The organism is Streptomyces sp. NPDC051173 (assembly GCF_040689515.1).
In the GTDB taxonomy this organism is placed as follows: domain Bacteria; phylum Actinomycetota; class Actinomycetes; order Streptomycetales; family Streptomycetaceae; genus Streptomyces.
The window spans coordinates 61,990-78,968 of record NZ_JBFBBD010000021.1; the positions used below are offsets into that span (position 1 = coordinate 61,990).

General features: G+C 71.3%; 15 protein-coding genes and 1 tRNA gene. 6 read left to right on the top strand and 10 right to left on the bottom strand.

Features of this window, described 5'->3' with window-relative positions:
* Nucleotides 1–2: 2 nt before the first annotated feature.
* The 4 genes from AB0435_RS14405 (at nt 3) to AB0435_RS14420 (ending at nt 3,925) form a co-directional block, all read left to right on the top strand.
* Nucleotides 3–650, top strand: a complete 648-nt coding sequence (locus tag AB0435_RS14405) for an ABC transporter permease (RefSeq protein WP_366004225.1) — start codon at nt 3–5, stop codon at nt 648–650.
* Nucleotides 643–1,917, top strand: coding sequence for a betaine/proline/choline family ABC transporter ATP-binding protein (locus AB0435_RS14410; RefSeq protein WP_366427118.1), 1,275 nt, complete (start codon nt 643–645; stop codon nt 1,915–1,917). The genes AB0435_RS14405 and AB0435_RS14410 overlap by 8 nt, the downstream gene beginning before the upstream one ends.
* Nucleotides 1,918–2,044: 127 nt before the next feature.
* Entirely contained in the window at nt 2,045–2,929 is an 885-nt protein-coding gene (locus AB0435_RS14415) for an ABC transporter permease (protein ID WP_366427119.1), read from the top strand.
* 105 nt (nt 2,930–3,034) lie between these two features.
* The gene (locus AB0435_RS14420) at nt 3,035–3,925 is read left to right on the top strand and encodes a glycine betaine ABC transporter substrate-binding protein (protein WP_366004240.1); all 891 of its coding nucleotides are present in this window, start codon (nt 3,035–3,037) and stop codon (nt 3,923–3,925) included.
* 173 nt (nt 3,926–4,098) lie between these two features.
* On the opposite strand, the gene AB0435_RS14425 is transcribed toward AB0435_RS14420, so the two are convergent.
* The 7 genes from AB0435_RS14425 to AB0435_RS14455 all read right to left on the bottom strand — a co-directional run bounded on the left by AB0435_RS14425 (nt 4,099) and on the right by AB0435_RS14455 (nt 12,334).
* Nucleotides 4,099–4,893: a S16 family serine protease gene (locus tag AB0435_RS14425; protein WP_366004228.1), complete on the bottom strand. Its 795-nt coding sequence runs from the start codon at nt 4,891–4,893 to the stop codon at nt 4,099–4,101.
* 116 nt (nt 4,894–5,009) lie between these two features.
* On the bottom strand, nt 5,010–5,651 hold the full coding sequence (locus AB0435_RS14430) for a helix-turn-helix domain-containing protein (protein WP_361535753.1): 642 nt from the start codon (nt 5,649–5,651) through the stop codon (nt 5,010–5,012).
* A 339-nt stretch (nt 5,652–5,990) separates the two neighbouring features.
* Nucleotides 5,991–7,781: a DEAD/DEAH box helicase gene (locus AB0435_RS14435; RefSeq protein WP_366004229.1), complete on the bottom strand. Its 1,791-nt coding sequence runs from the start codon at nt 7,779–7,781 to the stop codon at nt 5,991–5,993.
* An 83-nt stretch (nt 7,782–7,864) separates the two neighbouring features.
* A complete protein-coding gene (locus AB0435_RS14440; protein ID WP_366427158.1) occupies nt 7,865–9,328 on the bottom strand; it encodes an MFS transporter in 1,464 nt (487 codons plus the stop codon).
* Nucleotides 9,329–9,573: 245 nt separating this feature from the next.
* Nucleotides 9,574–10,533: a putative sulfate exporter family transporter gene (locus AB0435_RS14445; RefSeq protein ID WP_366427159.1), complete on the bottom strand. Its 960-nt coding sequence runs from the start codon at nt 10,531–10,533 to the stop codon at nt 9,574–9,576.
* 107 nt (nt 10,534–10,640) lie between these two features.
* A complete protein-coding gene (locus AB0435_RS14450; protein ID WP_366427120.1) occupies nt 10,641–11,195 on the bottom strand; it encodes a cysteine dioxygenase family protein in 555 nt (184 codons plus the stop codon).
* Between the two features lie 233 nt (nt 11,196–11,428).
* Nucleotides 11,429–12,334 (bottom strand): LysR family transcriptional regulator, encoded by a 906-nt coding sequence (locus AB0435_RS14455; protein WP_366004231.1) that lies wholly within the window; start codon nt 12,332–12,334, stop codon nt 11,429–11,431.
* Between the two features lie 88 nt (nt 12,335–12,422).
* Here AB0435_RS14455 and AB0435_RS14460 point away from each other — a divergent pair, with 88 nt between their 5' ends.
* A complete protein-coding gene (locus tag AB0435_RS14460) occupies nt 12,423–13,295 on the top strand; it encodes an alpha/beta hydrolase (protein ID WP_366427121.1) in 873 nt (290 codons plus the stop codon).
* A gap of 78 nt (nt 13,296–13,373) precedes the next feature.
* Nucleotides 13,374–13,448: transfer RNA gene (locus AB0435_RS14465), tRNA-Cys, on the top strand.
* An 80-nt stretch (nt 13,449–13,528) separates the two neighbouring features.
* On the opposite strand, the gene AB0435_RS14470 is transcribed toward AB0435_RS14465, so the two are convergent.
* The 3 genes from AB0435_RS14470 to AB0435_RS14480 all read right to left on the bottom strand — a co-directional run bounded on the left by AB0435_RS14470 (nt 13,529) and on the right by AB0435_RS14480 (nt 16,979).
* A complete protein-coding gene (locus AB0435_RS14470) occupies nt 13,529–14,800 on the bottom strand; it encodes a site-specific integrase (protein ID WP_366427122.1) in 1,272 nt (423 codons plus the stop codon).
* A 10-nt stretch (nt 14,801–14,810) separates the two neighbouring features.
* Complete coding sequence (locus tag AB0435_RS14475; protein ID WP_366427123.1) at nt 14,811–15,035, bottom strand: helix-turn-helix domain-containing protein; 225 nt, start codon at nt 15,033–15,035, stop codon at nt 14,811–14,813.
* A gap of 468 nt (nt 15,036–15,503) precedes the next feature.
* Nucleotides 15,504–16,979, bottom strand: a complete 1,476-nt coding sequence (locus AB0435_RS14480; RefSeq protein WP_366427124.1) for an ATP-binding protein — start codon at nt 16,977–16,979, stop codon at nt 15,504–15,506.

Genomic DNA, 16,979 nt, shown 5'->3' on the forward strand with positions numbered 1-16,979 from the left:
GGGTGAGCTTCTGGAAATACGTCGGCAACCGGCACGCGCAGTTGCTGGCCGACACGTATCAGCACGCGAGCGCCGTCTTCCAGTGCATGGTGGTGGCCACGGTGATCGGGGTGACGATCGGCGTGCTCACCTACCGCAGCGAATGGGCCGGCACCCTCGCGGTCACCGCGACCGCGACCCTGCTGACCATCCCCTCCCTGGCCCTGATCGGCCTGCTGATCCCGGTCACCGGTCTCGGTGTGGCGCCCACGGTCACCGCCCTGGTGCTCTACGGCCTGCTGCCGATCGTCCGCAACGCCGTCGTGGGGCTGCGCGGGGTGGATCCCTCGCTGGTCGACGCGGCGAAGGGCATCGGCATGTCACGGCTCGCCCGGCTGTTCCGCGTCGAGCTGCCGCTCGCCTGGCCGCCGATCCTCACCGGCATCCGGGTCTCCACCCAGATGCTGATGGGGATCGCCGCCATCGCCGCGTACGCCTCCGGGCCCGGCCTCGGCAACGAGATCTTCCGCGGCATCTCCTCCCTGGGCAGCGCCAACGCGCTCAACCAGGTGCTGGCCGGGACGCTCGGCATCGTCGTCCTCGCCCTGCTCTTCGACGCCGCGTACGTGCTGATCGGCCGCCTGACCATCCCGAGGGGGATCCGTGCCTGAGCCCGGACCACCGGCCCCCGCCGCGGCCGGCGCGCCCTCGGGCGCCACCATCCAGCTGGAGAACCTCACCAAGCGCTACCCCGGCACCTCGGCACCCGCCGTCGACTGCGTCAACATGGAGATCAAGGCCGGTGAACTGGTGGTCTTCGTGGGCCCCTCCGGCTGTGGCAAGACCACCACCATGAAGATGATCAACCGGCTGATCGAGCCGACGTCCGGCCGGATCCGGATCGACGACGAGGACGTCACCGACATGGACCCGGTCAAGCTGCGCCGCAAGATCGGCTACGCCATCCAGTCGTCCGGCCTGTTCCCCCACATGACCGTCGCCCAGAACATCGCGCTCGTCCCGCGGATGACCGGCTGGCCGAAGGCGCGGATCAGCGCCCGGGTGGAGGAGATGCTCGACCTGGTCGGGCTGGACCCCGGCGAGTTCCGCGGCCGCTATCCGCGCCAGCTCTCCGGCGGGCAGCAGCAGCGCGTCGGGGTCGCCCGCGCGCTGGCCGCCGACCCGCCCGTCCTCCTGATGGACGAACCCTTCGGCGCCGTCGACCCGATCACCCGCGACCACCTCCAGGACGAGCTGATCCGGCTCCAGCACGAACTGCACAAGACGATCGTCTTCGTCACCCACGACTTCGACGAGGCCATCAAGCTCGGCGACCGGATCGCGGTGCTCCGCGAGCGCTCCCACATCGCCCAGTTCGACACCCCCGAGGCCATCCTCACCAACCCCGCCGACGACTTCGTCTCCGGCTTCGTCGGCGCGGGTGCGGCGCTCAAACGGCTCAACCTCACGCGGGTGCGGGACGTGGGCGTGGTCGCCTTCCCCACCGCGACGATCGACGACCCGCTGCAGTCCATCTTCGACAGGCTGCGCACCGGCACGACCAACGAGGTGCTGCTCCTCGACCGGCACCGGCGCCCCTACAAGTGGCTGCGCCGCGGCGACCTGATGCGCGCCAAGGGCTCGCTGGCACGGGCCGGGACCCTGGTGCACGACACGGTCACCCGCGACGCGACGCTGCGCGACGCGCTGGAGGCCGTCCTCATCGACAACGCCGGGCGGGTGGCGGTGACCGGGCGGCGCGGGGAGTACGAGGGGGTGGTGGACATGGAGACCCTCATGAACTCGGTGCACGAACTCCTGGAGGAGGACCGCCTGGACGCCGTGGACCACCAGCACCGGCTGGAGGAACAGCGCGCGCAGCAGACCCGCCAGGAGCAGGAGGGCGGGGCGCCGGGCGAGCCCGGGGAGCCGGCGTGAGGGGCGACGGTGCGGCGTTGTCTGCCGCCTGCGGGAGCGTCCTCAATCTCCCCCAGCTACCGCTGGAGGTGCCCCCACGGGCTCGGTTGTGCGGACCGTGGCTTTCGCCCGAGCACAGGCGGTGCCCATGACGTGGGGCAGGGGCCGGCGGCCCGACGGGGAGCATGAGGCCGGCGGGGTCGCCTTCCGTGACCGGGGGGAGCACGATCTCGGCGGGCTCGACGACCCCGGGCTCCACCACGGCACGGGCCCGGAGGAGCCCCCCTCCCCCGCGCGCCGTCTCACCTGGCCGAAGCTGACCGTCCTTCCGGTGATCATCTTCGCCGTCCTGTTCGCCACCTGGCTCTGGTTCCGGGGCGCGACCCTCGACTCCATCGCCCAGAACTCGATCGCGGGCGGCAACGTCTGGCTGCGGCTGCGCCAGCACGTCGTCCTCACCGTCGTCTCGACGTTCTTCGTCCTGATCATCGCCATCCCGCTCGGCATCCTGCTGACCCGCCGCCGGGTGCGCCGCGCCGCGCCCTTCGTGATGGCCGTCGCCAACATCGGCCAGGCCACGCCCGCGATCGGCCTGCTGGCGCTGCTGGTGATCTGGATGGGCATCGGGATGCGCGCCGCGCTCGTCGGCATCGTCATCTACGCCGTACTGCCCGTCCTCTCCAACACCATGGCGGGCCTGCGGGCCATCGACCCGACCCTGGTGGAGGCCGCGCGCGGGATCGGGATGTCCGCCCTCGGGGTGCTGGGCAGGGTCGAACTCCCGCTGGCCGTACCGCTGATCCTCGCGGGCGTGCGCACCGCGCTCGTGCTCAACGTGGGCACGGCGACGCTCGCCTACTTCGGCGGGGGCGGCGGGCTCGGCGACCTGATCGCGTCCGGGATCACCAACCAGCGGATGCCGGTGCTGGTCCTGGGGTCCGTGCTGACCGTGGCGCTGGCGCTGCTCGTGGACTGGCTGGCGTCACTGGCCGAGATCCTGCTGCGGCCGCGCGGCCTGGAAGGGGGTGGCTGAGTGACCGCGACGGGACGGCGTACGGGCCTCGCGGCGGCGGCCCTCGGCTGCGCGCTCCTGCTGCCCCTCACGCTCGGCGGCTGCGGGCTGACCAGCGGCTCCCCGATGGTCGACGACGTCCGGCCCGGCTCGATCGGCCAGGGCCTGCCGCTCAAGGGCGCCGACCTGACCGTGGCGTCGAAGAACTTCAGCGAGAACATCGTCCTCGGCCAGATCATGGGGCTGGCCTTCAAGGCGGCGGGCGCGAAGGTGCTCGACCGCACCAACATCCAGGGCTCGATCGGCGCCCGCGAGGCGGTCAAGTCCGGTGGTGCGGACGGGATGTACGAATACACCGGCACCGCCTGGATCACCTATCTCGGCCACGACACCCCGATCGCCGACCCGCACGCGCAATGGCAGGCCGTCGTGGACGCGGACGCGAGGAACGGCATCACCTGGCTCGCCCCGGCCGCCCTGAACAACACGTACGCGCTGGCGCTGAACCAGGCGAACGAGAAGCGGTACGGCACGCGCACCCTCTCCGACGTGGCCCGGCTGTCGAAGAGCGACCCGGCGGCGGTGTCGCTGTGCGTGGAGAGCGAGTTCGCGGCGCGCAACGACGGGCTGCCGGGCATGGCGAAGACGTACGGCATGAGCATCCCCGCCTCCCGGATCCAGAAGATGGACGGCGGGATCATCTACACCCAGGTCTCCGGCAGCCACTCCTGCACGTTCGGCGAGGTCTTCACGACGGACGGCCGGATCAAGGCCATGAACCTCGTCGTCACACAGGACGACAAGGGCTTCTTCCCCAACTACAACGCGGCGCCGGAGATCAACAGTTCGGCGATGCGGAAGTATCCGGCGATCAGAGAGGTGCTCGACCCGATCACGGCGAAGCTGACGAACGACGTGGCGCGGGAACTGAACGCGCGGGTGGACGTACAGGGCGAGGACCCGCACGACGTGGCGAAGGACTGGCTGGTGGAGCAGGGCTTCATCCGGAAGGGCTGACGGTCCATCGCCGCCTGCGGCGGGAGCGGCCTGCGGGTTTCGCTGGCTACGGTCCGTGAAATCCAGCCCGTCCGGCGCTTGAGGACAACGCGCGAAGCGTGTTGCGGGGTCTGGGGCGAAGCCCCAGTTCCGGGAAGGGGCGGGTAGGGGAAAAAGCCCGCCGCAGGCGCCACTCAGCAGGTGGGAACCTGATCCTCCCGCCCCGACGCCAGATCCTTGAGAGACGTCACCGCATCGGCAAGCTTCGTGACCGGCACCAGCTTCAGCCCCTTGGGCAGGTTGGCCCCGGCATCCGAGCACTCACCCTGCGGCACGAGAAAGACCGTCGCCCCGTCCCGCTTGGCGGCCTGCGTCTTCAGGGGGACGCCACCGACCGCCCCCACCGTGCCGTCCGGCTCGATCGTGCCGGTGCCGGCGATCGTCCGGCCGCCGGTGAGGTCGCCGCCGCGGCCGTCGCCGTCCAGCTTGTCGATGATCCCCAGCGTGAAGAGCAGGCCGGCGCTGGGTCCGCCGACGTCGGCGAGGCTGAGTCCGACCTTCACCTGGTCGGGGGACTTGTGGAGATAGCGCAGGGCCGCCTCGGAGGCGGAGTCCTGCGACTTCTTCATCTCGGCGGTGTTGTGCGCCTCGACCTCCTTGTCGGAGTCACCGACGGGGTAGACGGCATCGTGCGGCATGACCGCGCGGTCCGTACGGAACCAGCCACTGATCACATCGCCCAGGCCCACCTCGACGCGCGGTCCGGTGGCCTGGATCGTGGTCATCCGCAGCTGCCCGGTGGTCCGCCGGCTGTCGGCACCGCTGAGGGTGATCACCGGCTTGCCCTCGTCCGACCCGAGGACGTTCACGGTCGAACCCGGCTGCGCGATGGAGAAGGGCAGCGGGACGAACGCGGCGACGGCGAGCAGGGCGACGAAGGGGGCGGCGCAGATCGCCAGGCGCGCGCGGGTGCTGGTCGGAGCAAGCATGCGACCGAATCTACCTGCCGTCCGGGTGCCGCTCACCGACCCGGGGCCCCGCCCCGGGCCCCGGTCGTCGACGGGGGCGCCTCCGAGGGCGCCCCCGGGCAGATCCGCCGCCCGCGCTAGCGAAGCGCGTCCGCCACCTCCTTCGCCGCCTCCATGACCCGTGGGCCCACGCGGTCCGGGACCGAGTCGGCGAGCATCACCACGCCGACGCTCCCCTCGATGCCGAGGACGCCGAGCAGCGGGGCGGCGGCCCCGCTCGCCCCCGCCTCCAGTTCACCGTGCGTCAGGGCGTAGCCGGGGTTGTCCGCCTCCCCGCGGCGCGCGGCGAGTATGGCGCGGCCCGCCGCCCCGCGGTCCAGGGGGTGGCGGAAGCCCGCGCGGTAGGCCACGTGGTAATCCGTCCACGTCGGCTCGACGACGGCCACGGCCAGCGCCTCGGTGCCGTCGACCAGGGTCAGGTGGGCCGTGGCACCGATGTCCTCGGCCAGCGACCGCAGGGCGGGCAGGGCCGCTTCCCGTACCAGCGGATGGACCTGGCGGCCGAGCCGCAGCACCCCCAGGCCGACCCGTGCGCGGCCGCCGATGTCGCGGCGCACGAGTGCGTGCTGTTCCAGTGTGGCGAGCAGTCGATAGACAACCGTGCGGTTGACGCCGAGCTTGGTGGAGAGCTCGGTGACGGTCAGACCGTGATCGGTGTCGGCGAGCAGTTTCAGGACGCGCAGTCCTCTGTCGAGCGTCTGCGAGGTTTCCGCGGTCACGACGCCCCTCCTCCGATGAGTGGCGGCCCGCCGTCGCGGTGGGATGCGCCACCGGTCCCGTCCGGCAGCGCGCGAGGAGAGGCCGCCGGCCGCTTGTCTCATGGCACCGGCTGCGCTCCGCGGCGGCGCTGCCACGGGGCGTGTGCGTGACCGGCACGGTAGCGCCGCCGGTCCGCTCAGCGGAAGAGTCTGCCCAACATCCGGGCAGCAGGCGTCGTCTTTACGAATACCGGGGGATGGATTCCAGAATGCGGACGGATGTGGGCCCAAATAGCTGTGCCGCAGGTCATCGACGACCTGCGGCACACATTCCGGCCTGCTGCCCGGCCTACTGCCCGGCTACTGCATCCGCGTCGCCCACTCCCGCACCTTGCGGATGCGCTCGTTGAGCTGGCCCGCCGTCGCCTCCGCGCTCGGGGGGCCGCCGCAGACGCGGCGGAGTTCGGTGTGGATCACACCGTGCGGCTTGCCGCTCTGGTGGACGTAGGCGCCGACGAGGGAGTTGAGCTGCTTGCGGAGTTCGAGGAGCTCCTTGTGGGTGACCACCGGGCGCCGCTCGGCGGGGAGTTCGAGGAGGTCCACCTCGGCGTCCGGCTTCTTGCGGCTGTGCGCGATCTGCCGTGCCTGCCGCTTCTGGAGCAGCATCTGCACCTGGTCGGGTTCGAGCAGGCCGGGGATACCGAGGTAGTCCTGCTCCTCCTCGCTGCCCGCGTGCGCCTGCATGCCGAACTCGGCGCCGTCGTAGAGCACCCGGTCGAAGACCGCGTCGGACTCCAGCGCCTCGAAGGACAGCTGGTCGTCCTCGCCGGTGTCCTCGTCCTGCTGCCGTTCGGCCTCGGCCATCTCCTTCTCGGACTCCGCGTACGGGTCCTCCTCGCCGTCCTTCTTCGGCTTGTCGAGGACGTGGTCGCGCTCGACCTCCATCTCGTTGGCGAAGGTCAGCAGCGTGGGGATGGTCGGCACGAAGACGGACGCGGTCTCGCCGCGCCGCCGGGAGCGCACGAAGCGCCCGACGGCCTGGGCGAAGAACAGCGGGGTGGAGATCGTCGTCGCGTAGACGCCGACCGCGAGGCGCGGCACGTCCACGCCCTCGGACACCATGCGGACGGCGACCATCCAGCGGGAGTCGGAGTGCGCGAAGTCGTCGATGCGCTGGGAGGCGCCGCCGTCGTCGGAGAGCACGAGCGTGGCGCCCTCGCCGGTGATCTCGCGGATGAGCTTGGCGTAGGCGCGGGCCGACTCCTGGTCGGAGGCGATGACGAGGGCACCGGCGTCCGGTATGGCCTTGCGGACCTCGCTGAGGCGGCGGTCGGCGGCGCGCAGCACGTTCGGCATCCAGTCGCCGCGCGGGTCCAGGGCCGTGCGCCACGCCTGGGAGACGGCGTCCTTGGTCATGGGCTCGCCGAGGCGCGCCTCCAGCTCGTCGCCCGCCTTGGTCCGCCAGCGCATGTTGCCGCTGTAGGAGAGGAAGATGACCGGCCGGACGACGCCGTCGGCGAGGGCGTTGCCGTAGCCGTAGGTGTAGTCGGCGGCGGAGCGGCGGATGCCGTCGTTGCCCTCTTCGTAGGTGACGAAGGGGATGGGGTTGGTGTCCGAGCGGAAGGGCGTGCCGGTCAGCGCGAGCCGCCGGGTCGCGGGCTCGAACGCCTCCATGCACGCCTCGCCCCAGGACTTGGAGTCACCGGCGTGGTGGATCTCGTCGAGGATGACGAGGGTCTTGCGCTGCTCGCAGCGGTTGCGGTGGAGCATGGGCCGCACGCCCACACCGGCGTAGGTCACGGCGACGCCGTGGTACTCGCGGCCGAGGGGGCCCGCGCTGTACTCGGGGTCGAGCTTGATGCCTATGCGGGCGGCGGCCTCCGCCCACTGCTTCTTCAGGTGCTCGGTGGGAGCGACGACGGTCACCTGCTGCACCACGTGGTGGTGCAGCAGCCAGGAGGCGAGGGTGAGCGCGAAGGTCGTCTTCCCGGCGCCCGGGGTCGCGACGGCGAGGAAGTCGCGGGGCTGTTCCTGTACGTACTTCCCCATCGCGCCCTCCTGCCAGGCGCGCAGCTTGTTCGCGGTACCCCAAGGGGCCCGGCCGGGGAAGGCGGGCGAGAGGTGGTGATTGGCGGCTGTGGTGGTAGTCACGGTCTCCGTCGGCTGGCTCGGCGATCGGCAACCGCGTCAGCCTACCCGCGTCCGCGGCGGAACCCGGGAGGGACGACCCGCCCTCACCCGGCGGTGGGACCGAGCTCACAATCCGGCTCGCCGGGGGAGGGCGGAGGGAGGGGGACGGAGCCCTCGTGATTCCGAGGCCGCAGCCGTGTCGTCACGTACGCGCCGACGAGGCCGGCCGCCGCCATGGTGAGGAAGACCACGACGAAGGCGGCGTGCGGCGCGGCCGTGTCACCGCCGGCGCCACCGCCCAGAGCCGCGAAGAGGACGCCGCCGACGCCGACGAGGGTGATGTTGCCGAGCGCGTCGGAGATCTGGAGGGAGGCCGCGTCGGCCCCCTCCTCGCCGGGCCGGGAGAGCTTGAGGAGCAGCACGCTGCCGCCGGAGATCGTCAAGCCCATGCCGTAGCCGCCGACGATCCACGAGACGGCGACGATCCACGCGGGCACGCCGTCGACCAGCGCGGTCGAGACCAGGGCGACGGCGGCGGCGACGAGCAGCATGCCGAGCGTCATCAGGCGCTCGCGGTGCGGCGCGAGGCGCGGGCGGCTCTGGGTGTACGAGCCGAGGGCCCAGGTCAGGCCGCCGCCGGTGAGGGAGAGCCCGGCCGTCGTGGCGGACATGCCGCGCTCGGTCACCAGCATCAGCGGGATGAAGCTCTCCGTGCCGAGGAAGGCGCCCGCGGCGATGCCGCGCAGCAGGATGACGGACGGCAGCCCGCGGGCCGCGCGGAGGGTGCCTCGCGGCAGCAGCCGCAGGACGGCGGGGGCGAGCAGGCCGAGCCCGGCGGCGGCGGGGACGAGGGCCACCCAGCGCAGGTCCTGCCCGGCGTACTGGAGGAGGCCCGCGCCCGCCGCGACGGCGAGGGCCAGCAGGATGCGGCGGCGGTCCATGGCCGCGGTGCGCTCGCCGACGGGGAGCGCCCGCAGGGCGGGCAGCATCACGGCGAGCGGCAGCAGGATCAGCACGGGGATGGAGAGGAACACCCAGCGCCAGCCGATGTGTTCGGTCACCGTGCCCGCCACCAGCGGGCCGACGATCACGGGCACGACCCAGGCGGCGGAGAACGCGGCGACGATCGAGGGCCGCAGCCGCTCGGGGTAGGCGCGGCCCACCACGACGTACAGCGCGACGAGGACCAGGCCGCCGCCGATGCCCTGGATGCCGCGGCCCGCCACGAACATCCACATCCGCTGCGCCGAGCCCGCGACGACGAGCCCGGTGCCGAAGGCCGCGATCCCCGTGAAGAGGGGTGCCGGCGGGCCCGTGCGGTCGCACCACTCCCCCGACAGCGTCATCGCGAACAGGCTCGCGGTGAAGAACGCGGAGAAGGAGAAGGCGTAGAGCCCGACGCCGTCGAGGGCCCGCGCCGCGACGGGCATCGCGGTGTTGACCGCGCTCGCCTCGAAGGCGATGAGGGAGACGACGGAGATGATGCCGAACGTCAGCGCCCGGTAGGAGCGCCCGAGGACGCCTTGCGCCGCGTCGTCCGGCGCGGAGTCGGCGGCTTGGCCGGTCATGGATTCGGCGGGTATGGATTCGGCGGGTATGGATTCGGCCGCGGTCAGGGCATCGGCGGGTTCGGCAGCGGTCATTTCCTCAGAGTAAGAACCGAAACAGGAATTGACACCTGTCGCGGGAACCAGATCCCCTCGTCCTTCGGTCCTGGTTCAGAGGCCCGATCATCAGGGCGGCGGCACCTCCCGTGAACGCGACGGGGCCCGGCACACGGCCGGGCCCGCCTCCTCTTCCGCGCACGCTCCGGCTACGTGGTGAGCAGCACTCCCCCGTACGACGCGCCCGCGATCACCACCCACGAGCACAGGCCCAGCGCCGCGACCCGGCCGCCGGTGCGCACCAGCGTGGGCAGGTGCACCGCGCTGCCGAGGCCGAACAGGGCGGCGGCGAGCAGCAGTTCCTGCACGTGCTGCGCGAGGTCGAGCGCCCCGCCCGGCACCAGGCCGGTGGTGCGCACGCCGACCATCGCCAGGAAGCCGAGGACGAAGAGGGGCACCAGCGCGGGCCGCTTGCCCGAGGGCGCCGCCTGCCTGCGCTTGCGTACGGACACCGCGACCGCGGCCACCAGCGGCGCGAGCAGCGCGACCCGCATCAGCTTGACGAGGACGGCGTCGGTGAGCGCCTCGGGCCCCGCGGTCTGCGCGGTGGCCACGACCTGCCCGACGTCGTGCACCCCCGCGCCGACCCAGCGCCCGAACTGCGCGTCGTCCAGGCCGAGCGGGTGGTGGAGCAGCGGGAGCACGGCGATGGCGAGCGTGCCGCACAGGGTCACCAGCGCGACGGAGGTCGCCACGTCCTCCTCGTCGCTGCCCGACACCTCGCTGACGGCGCCGATCGCCGAGGCGCCGCAGATGGAATAGCCGGTGGCGATCAGCAGCGGCTGGTCACCGCGCAGCCCCAGCCGCCGCCCGAGCCACAGCGTCCCGAAGAACGTGGCCGCCACGACCGCGACCACCATCGCGACGGTGGCCCAGCCGAGCCCGAGCACGTCGCCGACGCTCAGCTTGAGGCCGAGCAGCACGACGCCGACGCGCATCAGCCGCTTGCCGGCCAGCGTCAGCCCGGGCCGGGCCACGCCGCGCACCCGGGCCCGCACGCCGGGGGTGTGCGCGGCCGCGATGCCGAGCACGACGGCCGCGGTGAGCATGGGAACCGCGGGTACGAGCCGGTGGGCGGCCCAGGCCACGGCGACACCGGCGGCCGCCATGGCCAGCCCGGGCAGCTTGCCCCTGCCCGGGATCCCGCTCTTCGCCGGGGTGGCGGGCGGACCACCCGGTCGCGTACCCGCCTTCGTACGGGGAGTTTCCAGGGCCATCAGAGTTCGTCGGCCGGGAGGTCGTAGACGCGGCGGACGCTGCTGCCGAGCCGGGAGACGTCGGCGCCGTAGACGTGGATCGAGATGGCGGTGGACGAACAGGCGTTGCGCACGCGGTGGATGTCGCCGGGCGGCGCGAAGCCGCAGACGTCGCCCTGGGCGTTGACCACGTCCTCGGTCGCGACGAGGCGGGCCGTGGTGCCGTCGGGCACGAGGCGGTAGCGGCGTTCGCTCTCCGTCCCCTCGTGAACTCCCGTGACGCACCAGGACACATGGTCGTGCACGCACGTCTCCTGGCCGGGCAGCCAGACGAGCGCGACGATCGAGAAGCTGCCGTCGCGCTCGGCGTGCAGGAGGTGTTGGCGGTAGTGGTCGGGGTCGCCCTCGCGCTGCTCCGGGGTGAGCAGGTCGGGGGAGCCGAGGTGGGCCGCGAGCCGCTCGCCGACGAGATATGCCGTCGTGTCGGGCGGCAGGCCGCGGCCTACGGCCTCGCGTACGTCGTCGACGAGCTGGTCGATGCGCGCGGTCGTCGGGGCTGCGGTGGGTGTGGTCATACGTGCAGCGTCGGGCGGCGTGATCCATCGGTCCAACGACAGTTTGTTGACGGGAGGCCAATGCGGGCTTATGCATCAGCCCGTCCGGCGATTGAGGACAACGCGCGAAGCGTGTTGCTGGGGGTCTGGGGGCTGGCCCCTCACGCGGCGGAGCCGCAAATCGATGCAGCCGGGAAGGGGCGGGTAGGGGAAAAAGCCCGCCGCAGGCGCGGCAGCCGGGGGCGGCACAAGGATCAGCAGCCGACCCGACGCGCCGCGACAGCCTTGAGCTCGTCCAGCACGAGCGCCGTCGCGGGAACCCGCAAGTGCTCGCGGAGCACATACGCCGAGACCTGACGGCGCGAGGCCGGGTCCAGCGCCCGCCCGGTGATCTTGTCGTGGCGGAGGAAGGACAGCACCAGGCCCGGCATCATGGCGACGCCCAGCCCCTCGGCGACCAGCGACTGCACCACGAGGTTGTCGTCGGTGGTGAAGGCGATGTCGGGGGCGAAGCCCAGCTCGGCGCACTCGTGCAGGAAGTTGGTGCGGCAGCGCAGGCAGCCGGCGATCCAGCGCTCCTCGGCCAGGTCCGCGAGCTTGACGGCGCGGCGGCGGGCGAGCGGGTGCCCGGTGGGCATCAGCACCGTCAGCTGATCCTCCATCAGCGGCAGCTCGACCACCTCCTCCGGCACCTGCTCGTGCAGGCCGGGATAGGTGAAGGCGAGGGTGATGTCGCACTCGCCGCGCACGAGGCGGCGGATCGACTCCGGCGGCTCCCCCTCCAGCAGCTCGACCCGCACCCCCGGATGGTCGGCGGCGAGCCTGGCCAGCGCCTCCGGTATCAGGGTGGCGCTCGCGCTGGGGAACGCGCAGACCCGCACCCGCCCGGCACGCAGCCGGGTCAGCGAACTCATCTGCTGCTGCGCGGCCGTCAGGCTGTCGAGGATCGTCTCGGCGTGCCGGGTGAGCGCCTCGCCGGCCTCGGTCAGCCGCATCCTCCGGCCCGCGCGCACGAAAAGCGGGGTGCCCACCGCGCGCTCCAGCGCCTTGATCTGCTGGGTGATCGCGGGCTGCGTGTAGCCGAGCGCGCGAGCGGCCGCGGAGTACGACCCGGCCGTGACCACCGCGTGGAACGTTCTGATGTGCCGGGTGTCGAACACACCGGAATCATAAGCGGAATTTGGGGGAGCAGGGGAGTGAGCGGGGAGTCACTTCTGGATCGGCGGACTATTGGGGCAAGGTGGACACGTGCGGCACTACACCTCGTACGACTCGACGGAGCAGGCGTACCGCGTCCTTCAGGCCCGGGACGGCGGTGACGGCGAGACCGTCGTCTGCCTCGCCGGCGGGCCCGGGCGGGACGCCGCCTACCTCGGTGACCTCGGCGGGCTCGACGCGCGCCACACCCTCGTGATCCCCGACAGCCGCGGCACCGGCGCCTCACCACCCTCCCCCGACCCGGGCGGCTACGCCTTCCCCGCGCTCGCGGAGGACCTGGAGGCGCTCCGCCGCCATCTCGGCCTGGAGCGGTTCGCCCTCCTCGCCCACGACGCCGGGTGCGCGACGGCCCAGGCGTACGCGGCGGCCCACGCCGACCGGCTCAGCCGGCTGATCCTGGTCACCCCCGGCTCCCGGCTCCAGGGCGAGCTGCCCGACGACGCCGAGCAGATCTTCGAGGCCCGCGCCACGGAGGACTGGTGGACGGACGCGTACGTCGCCGTCCACACGCTCCCCACGACCGGCGACCTGGGCGAGGTCCGCGACCTGCTCCGGCGCGCGGCCCCCATGGGCTACGGCCGCTGGGAAGCGCCCCAGCGCGCGCACGCCGCCACGGAAGGAGACCAGCTGAACCCGGTCCCCCGCGCCGGCTTCTGGCAGGGCGTCGACGAACCGTCCCGCCTCACCCTCCTCCACCGCCTCCGCGACGTACGCTGCCCGGTCCTGGTCATCACCGGCGACCGCGACGCGATCACAGGCATGCGCGCGGGCGAACTCGTCGCGTCCTCCTTCCCCGAGGCGACCCTGCGCCCCCTGCACGAGGTCGGCCACTACCCCTGGGTGGACGAGCCGGAGCTGTTCCGCCCCCTGGTGGAGGAATTCCTGTCACTGGGCCCGGCGTGAACACGGTGTGTCAGTCGCATTGCACCCATTGCTCCCGCTCGACCGCCCTGCTTACGCTCGGAGTGCAGCACACAACTTGGCCGTGTGCCCGAGTGGTTGAGGGACTCGCCTGCAAAGCGAGTTACGCCGGTTCGATTCCGGTCACGGCCTCCAACGCCTCCTGCCAGGGGCTTTCGGGTGGGGCGATCTCCATAAGGAGGCCGCCCCACCTGCCGTTCGGCTCAGTTACCGTCTCAGTTGACCGGCACGAGCACGCCAGCAGCACCGTCATCGTCGTCCGGCTGGTCCGTCTCGGGCTTCCAGATCAGTCCGTCGACCTGATTCGCCACATCGGATCGCACGGCGTCGACCATGTGCTGGTACCGGGCGGCCATGGCCGTGGTCGACCAGCCCATCAGTCCCATGACGGCGCGCTCGGACACCCCGAGGATCAGCAGGACCGTGGCGGCAGTGTGGCGAGCATCGTGCAGGCGGGCGTCACGGACCTTCGCCGCTCTCAGTAGTTCCTTCCATTCGGTCCAGTCCTTGCGGTGGGATTCGATCGTGCCGGTCTCGCCAGGGAACACCCAGCCTCCTTCCGCCCAGCGCTTGCCTGCTGCCGCTCTCTCGGCTTCCTGCTGAGTGCGGTGAGCCTTCAGTAGATCCACGAGCTGTTGGGGCAGACCGACCGCGCGACGGCCGGCGCGCGACTTGGTGTCGGCGGTCTCCGGGTTCGTCCGCTTCCGCTCCGGGCAGTACCCGGCCTTACGGCCGCAGAATTCTGTGCAGCCGTGCGCGTACTGGGGGCGGTGCCGACTTCGGCGAACCACCAGGAATCCGCGGTCGAGGTCCAGGTCATCCCATTTCAGGCCCAGCACCTCCCCCTGCCGCAGGCCCAGCGCAAGCGCGACGGCCCAGCGTGCCGAGTTTCGCCGCTTGCTGGCCGCTCTCAGGAGACGTTGAACCTCCTCGACGGAGTACGGTTCGACCTCCTCTTCCCGGACGCGTGGGGCCTTGGCAAGTTGCACCGGGTTCTGCCCCAGGTGGCCGCGCCTCACAGCCTCGTTCAGCGCGGTACGGAAGGTTCGGTGGACCTGGTGAGCGGTGGCCGGCTTGCTGCCTGCCTGCATCATGCGGCTGTAGAAGTGCTCAATGTGTTCAGGTTTGAGACGGTCGAGCTTGTGCGCACCGAGACCAGGGATCAGATGCTTTCTGACGGCGACGCCATAACCGACCATGGTGTTGGAGTTAACGCCAAGAGGTGCGATGTTCTCGACCCAGTGCGTGAGCCACATGGTCACCGTCCAGGCACGGCCGGGCTTGCGGAGGGTCTTGGCGTCGCGCTGCTGCTCCAAGTGCTTTACGGCCTTGGCCACCTCCGCGCGAGTCTTGCGCTCGACGTGACGCCGGTCGGGTCTGCCGTCATCGCGGATGCCGACGGTGACGCGACCGTGCCACTTCCCTTCTTTGCCCTGGTAGATCGATGACCGGCCGTTGGGCTGACGGGTGCGCTTCTTCTCTTCCATGACGAACCTCCTAGGCAGCAAGCGGCGTGGGGCGATTGGCGGTGCGAAGACGCGCGACGAACTCCGGTAGCGCGTCGGCGGGGACTCGCCTCAGACGCCCTACGGGTACGACGGATTCGAGCTGCCCGGTGCGAATCAGGGCGTAGCAGTTGGTCCGGCCGATCCGGAGCCGACGGGCGGCTTCTTCTACGGTCAGCAGGAGGACGGTGGGGTCTTCGGTGTAGGCCGTGTCCATACGGCTCTCCTTGGCGAGGGCGGTGCTTCGGGATGGGAGACCTTTAGGCGTCGTGGTCTGTGCTGTCCGAGGTGCGGATTTCTGCGTCACCGCGTCATCTGCGTCATTCAGGCCTCTGACCCGCGTTTTTGGGTGACGCAGGGGGTTGGGGGGGTGCGTCACCGGTGACGCAGGCTGTTCGTCACGGGTGACGCGGGTGACGCGGGGTGACGCAGCTCCTGCCGCTCTGCGTCACCGAGGTAACAGGAGGTCGCAGGCCGTTTCCGGCCCGGTGGTGACGCGGGTGACGCAGAGTCCTTTTCTTCGGACAAAGAAGGGGTGTCTGTTGTGGTGCGGTGCGACTCAAGGCGTGAAGAAGGAGCCGCTTCGCGGCGCGATCACCGGGCGGCGACGCCGCCGAATTACAAGAAGAGCACCGGTCGGGTGTGGTGCTCTTCTTGCTTGTGCGGCCGGGCGCGGTGGCACGGGTCAGAGCATGTGTTCTTGCTGGTGCGGGGGCGGAGCGCCGGGGCGGGTCATCTCGATGTAGCGGGCCGTGTTGGTGCGTCCCCAGTCGATGAGCACGCCACGGGCGGCCAGCGTCGGCTGAAGACGCTTGAGGCGGTCGGAGAGGACCTTTCCCGTGGTGGGCCATCCCTTGGGCAGGGGTCGGAAGTCCTCGCCGGTGTAGAGGCGGGTGAGGCAGTGGAGCCACTCGGCAGAGGTCATCCGTTCCTCAGCGCCCGCATCGAGTCCGGCGGCGTGCTGGAGCACGGTCTGGGCGAGGAGGTCGCCCTCGATGACGTCGTCGTTGAGGTCGTCGAGCCTCGCCCGGTAGGCGCTGAGTGCTCCGAGGCCGGTCGCTGCGTCGAGCTGTGCGCACAGGTGAGCGAAGTCGGCCATGCGCAGGTCGGTGGGGATGTCGGCGGCGGCGGCGCGGACCTTGACGGTGAGGTCGAGGAGCGAGCCGAGAACCGCGGGAAGGATCTCTTCGTACTCCGTCCACAGCTCGGCTTCGGTCCGCCGCACGCGGGGCCGCTCCAGGCGCAGCGGCAGCAGCCGTTCAGCCAGGTCGGGGCGGATGACGCCGACGTCGATGCCGGTCATGAGCAGGGGGCGGCGGTAGCGGGCGCGGACGACGTCCCCGTCGGTGTACAGGGCGCGCTTGATGTTCTCGGCGCCGGTGACGATGCAGCACATGGCGTCGGAGAGGTCCGGGGTGAGGTGGGAGAGGTTGTCCAGGGCGGTGACCCATCCGGCGGCCACGGCCGCGATCAGGTTCTCCTCGTCCTTCGGCGCCCGCCGCAGGTCGCTGCTCATGCCCTCGATGATCCTCACGAGCATGCGTCCGCCGGTGGACTTGCCCGCGCCCTGGGGGCCGGTGAGGAACGGGGCGGGGACGGGCACGGACGGTCCGAGGCAGCCGATCAGCCAGGCGATGGCCAGGCACTCGGTCTCCGCGTTGGCGAAGTTGCACAGTCTCAGCAGGAGATCGAGCCCCTTTTCTCCGGTGTCCTGGGCCGGCATGGGCAGTTCGCCGGTGAGCTGGGTGCGCCGCCAGCACACCTCGACCGGGTCGGGGGTGACGATGTCCCAGCCGGTGGGGTGGATGCGGACGGACTTCCCGTCGTTGCGGCCCAGGTCCAACCACGTCGCGCCGCCGAGTCCCGGCGCGACACGGATGTGCACCTGCTGCACTTCCTGGACCATTGCCAGTGCCTCGATCAAGTCCAATGCCTCTTTCAGCGCCGTGCCGTTGAACACGCCGAGCCCGTCGTTGAACAGGCCGACCATGAGTTCCTGGCGGTGGCTGCCAGTAGTTCCCTGGGAGCGGATCGGGCGGGCCACGGGGTGGCCGTTCTTCTGCGCGTACACGGTCCCGTCGGCGGTACGGAAGTAGCGGAAGTGCGCCTGCGCGTAGTCGGTGATGACCTCGCGGGCCGGATTCTTCTCGTCCTCGGACAC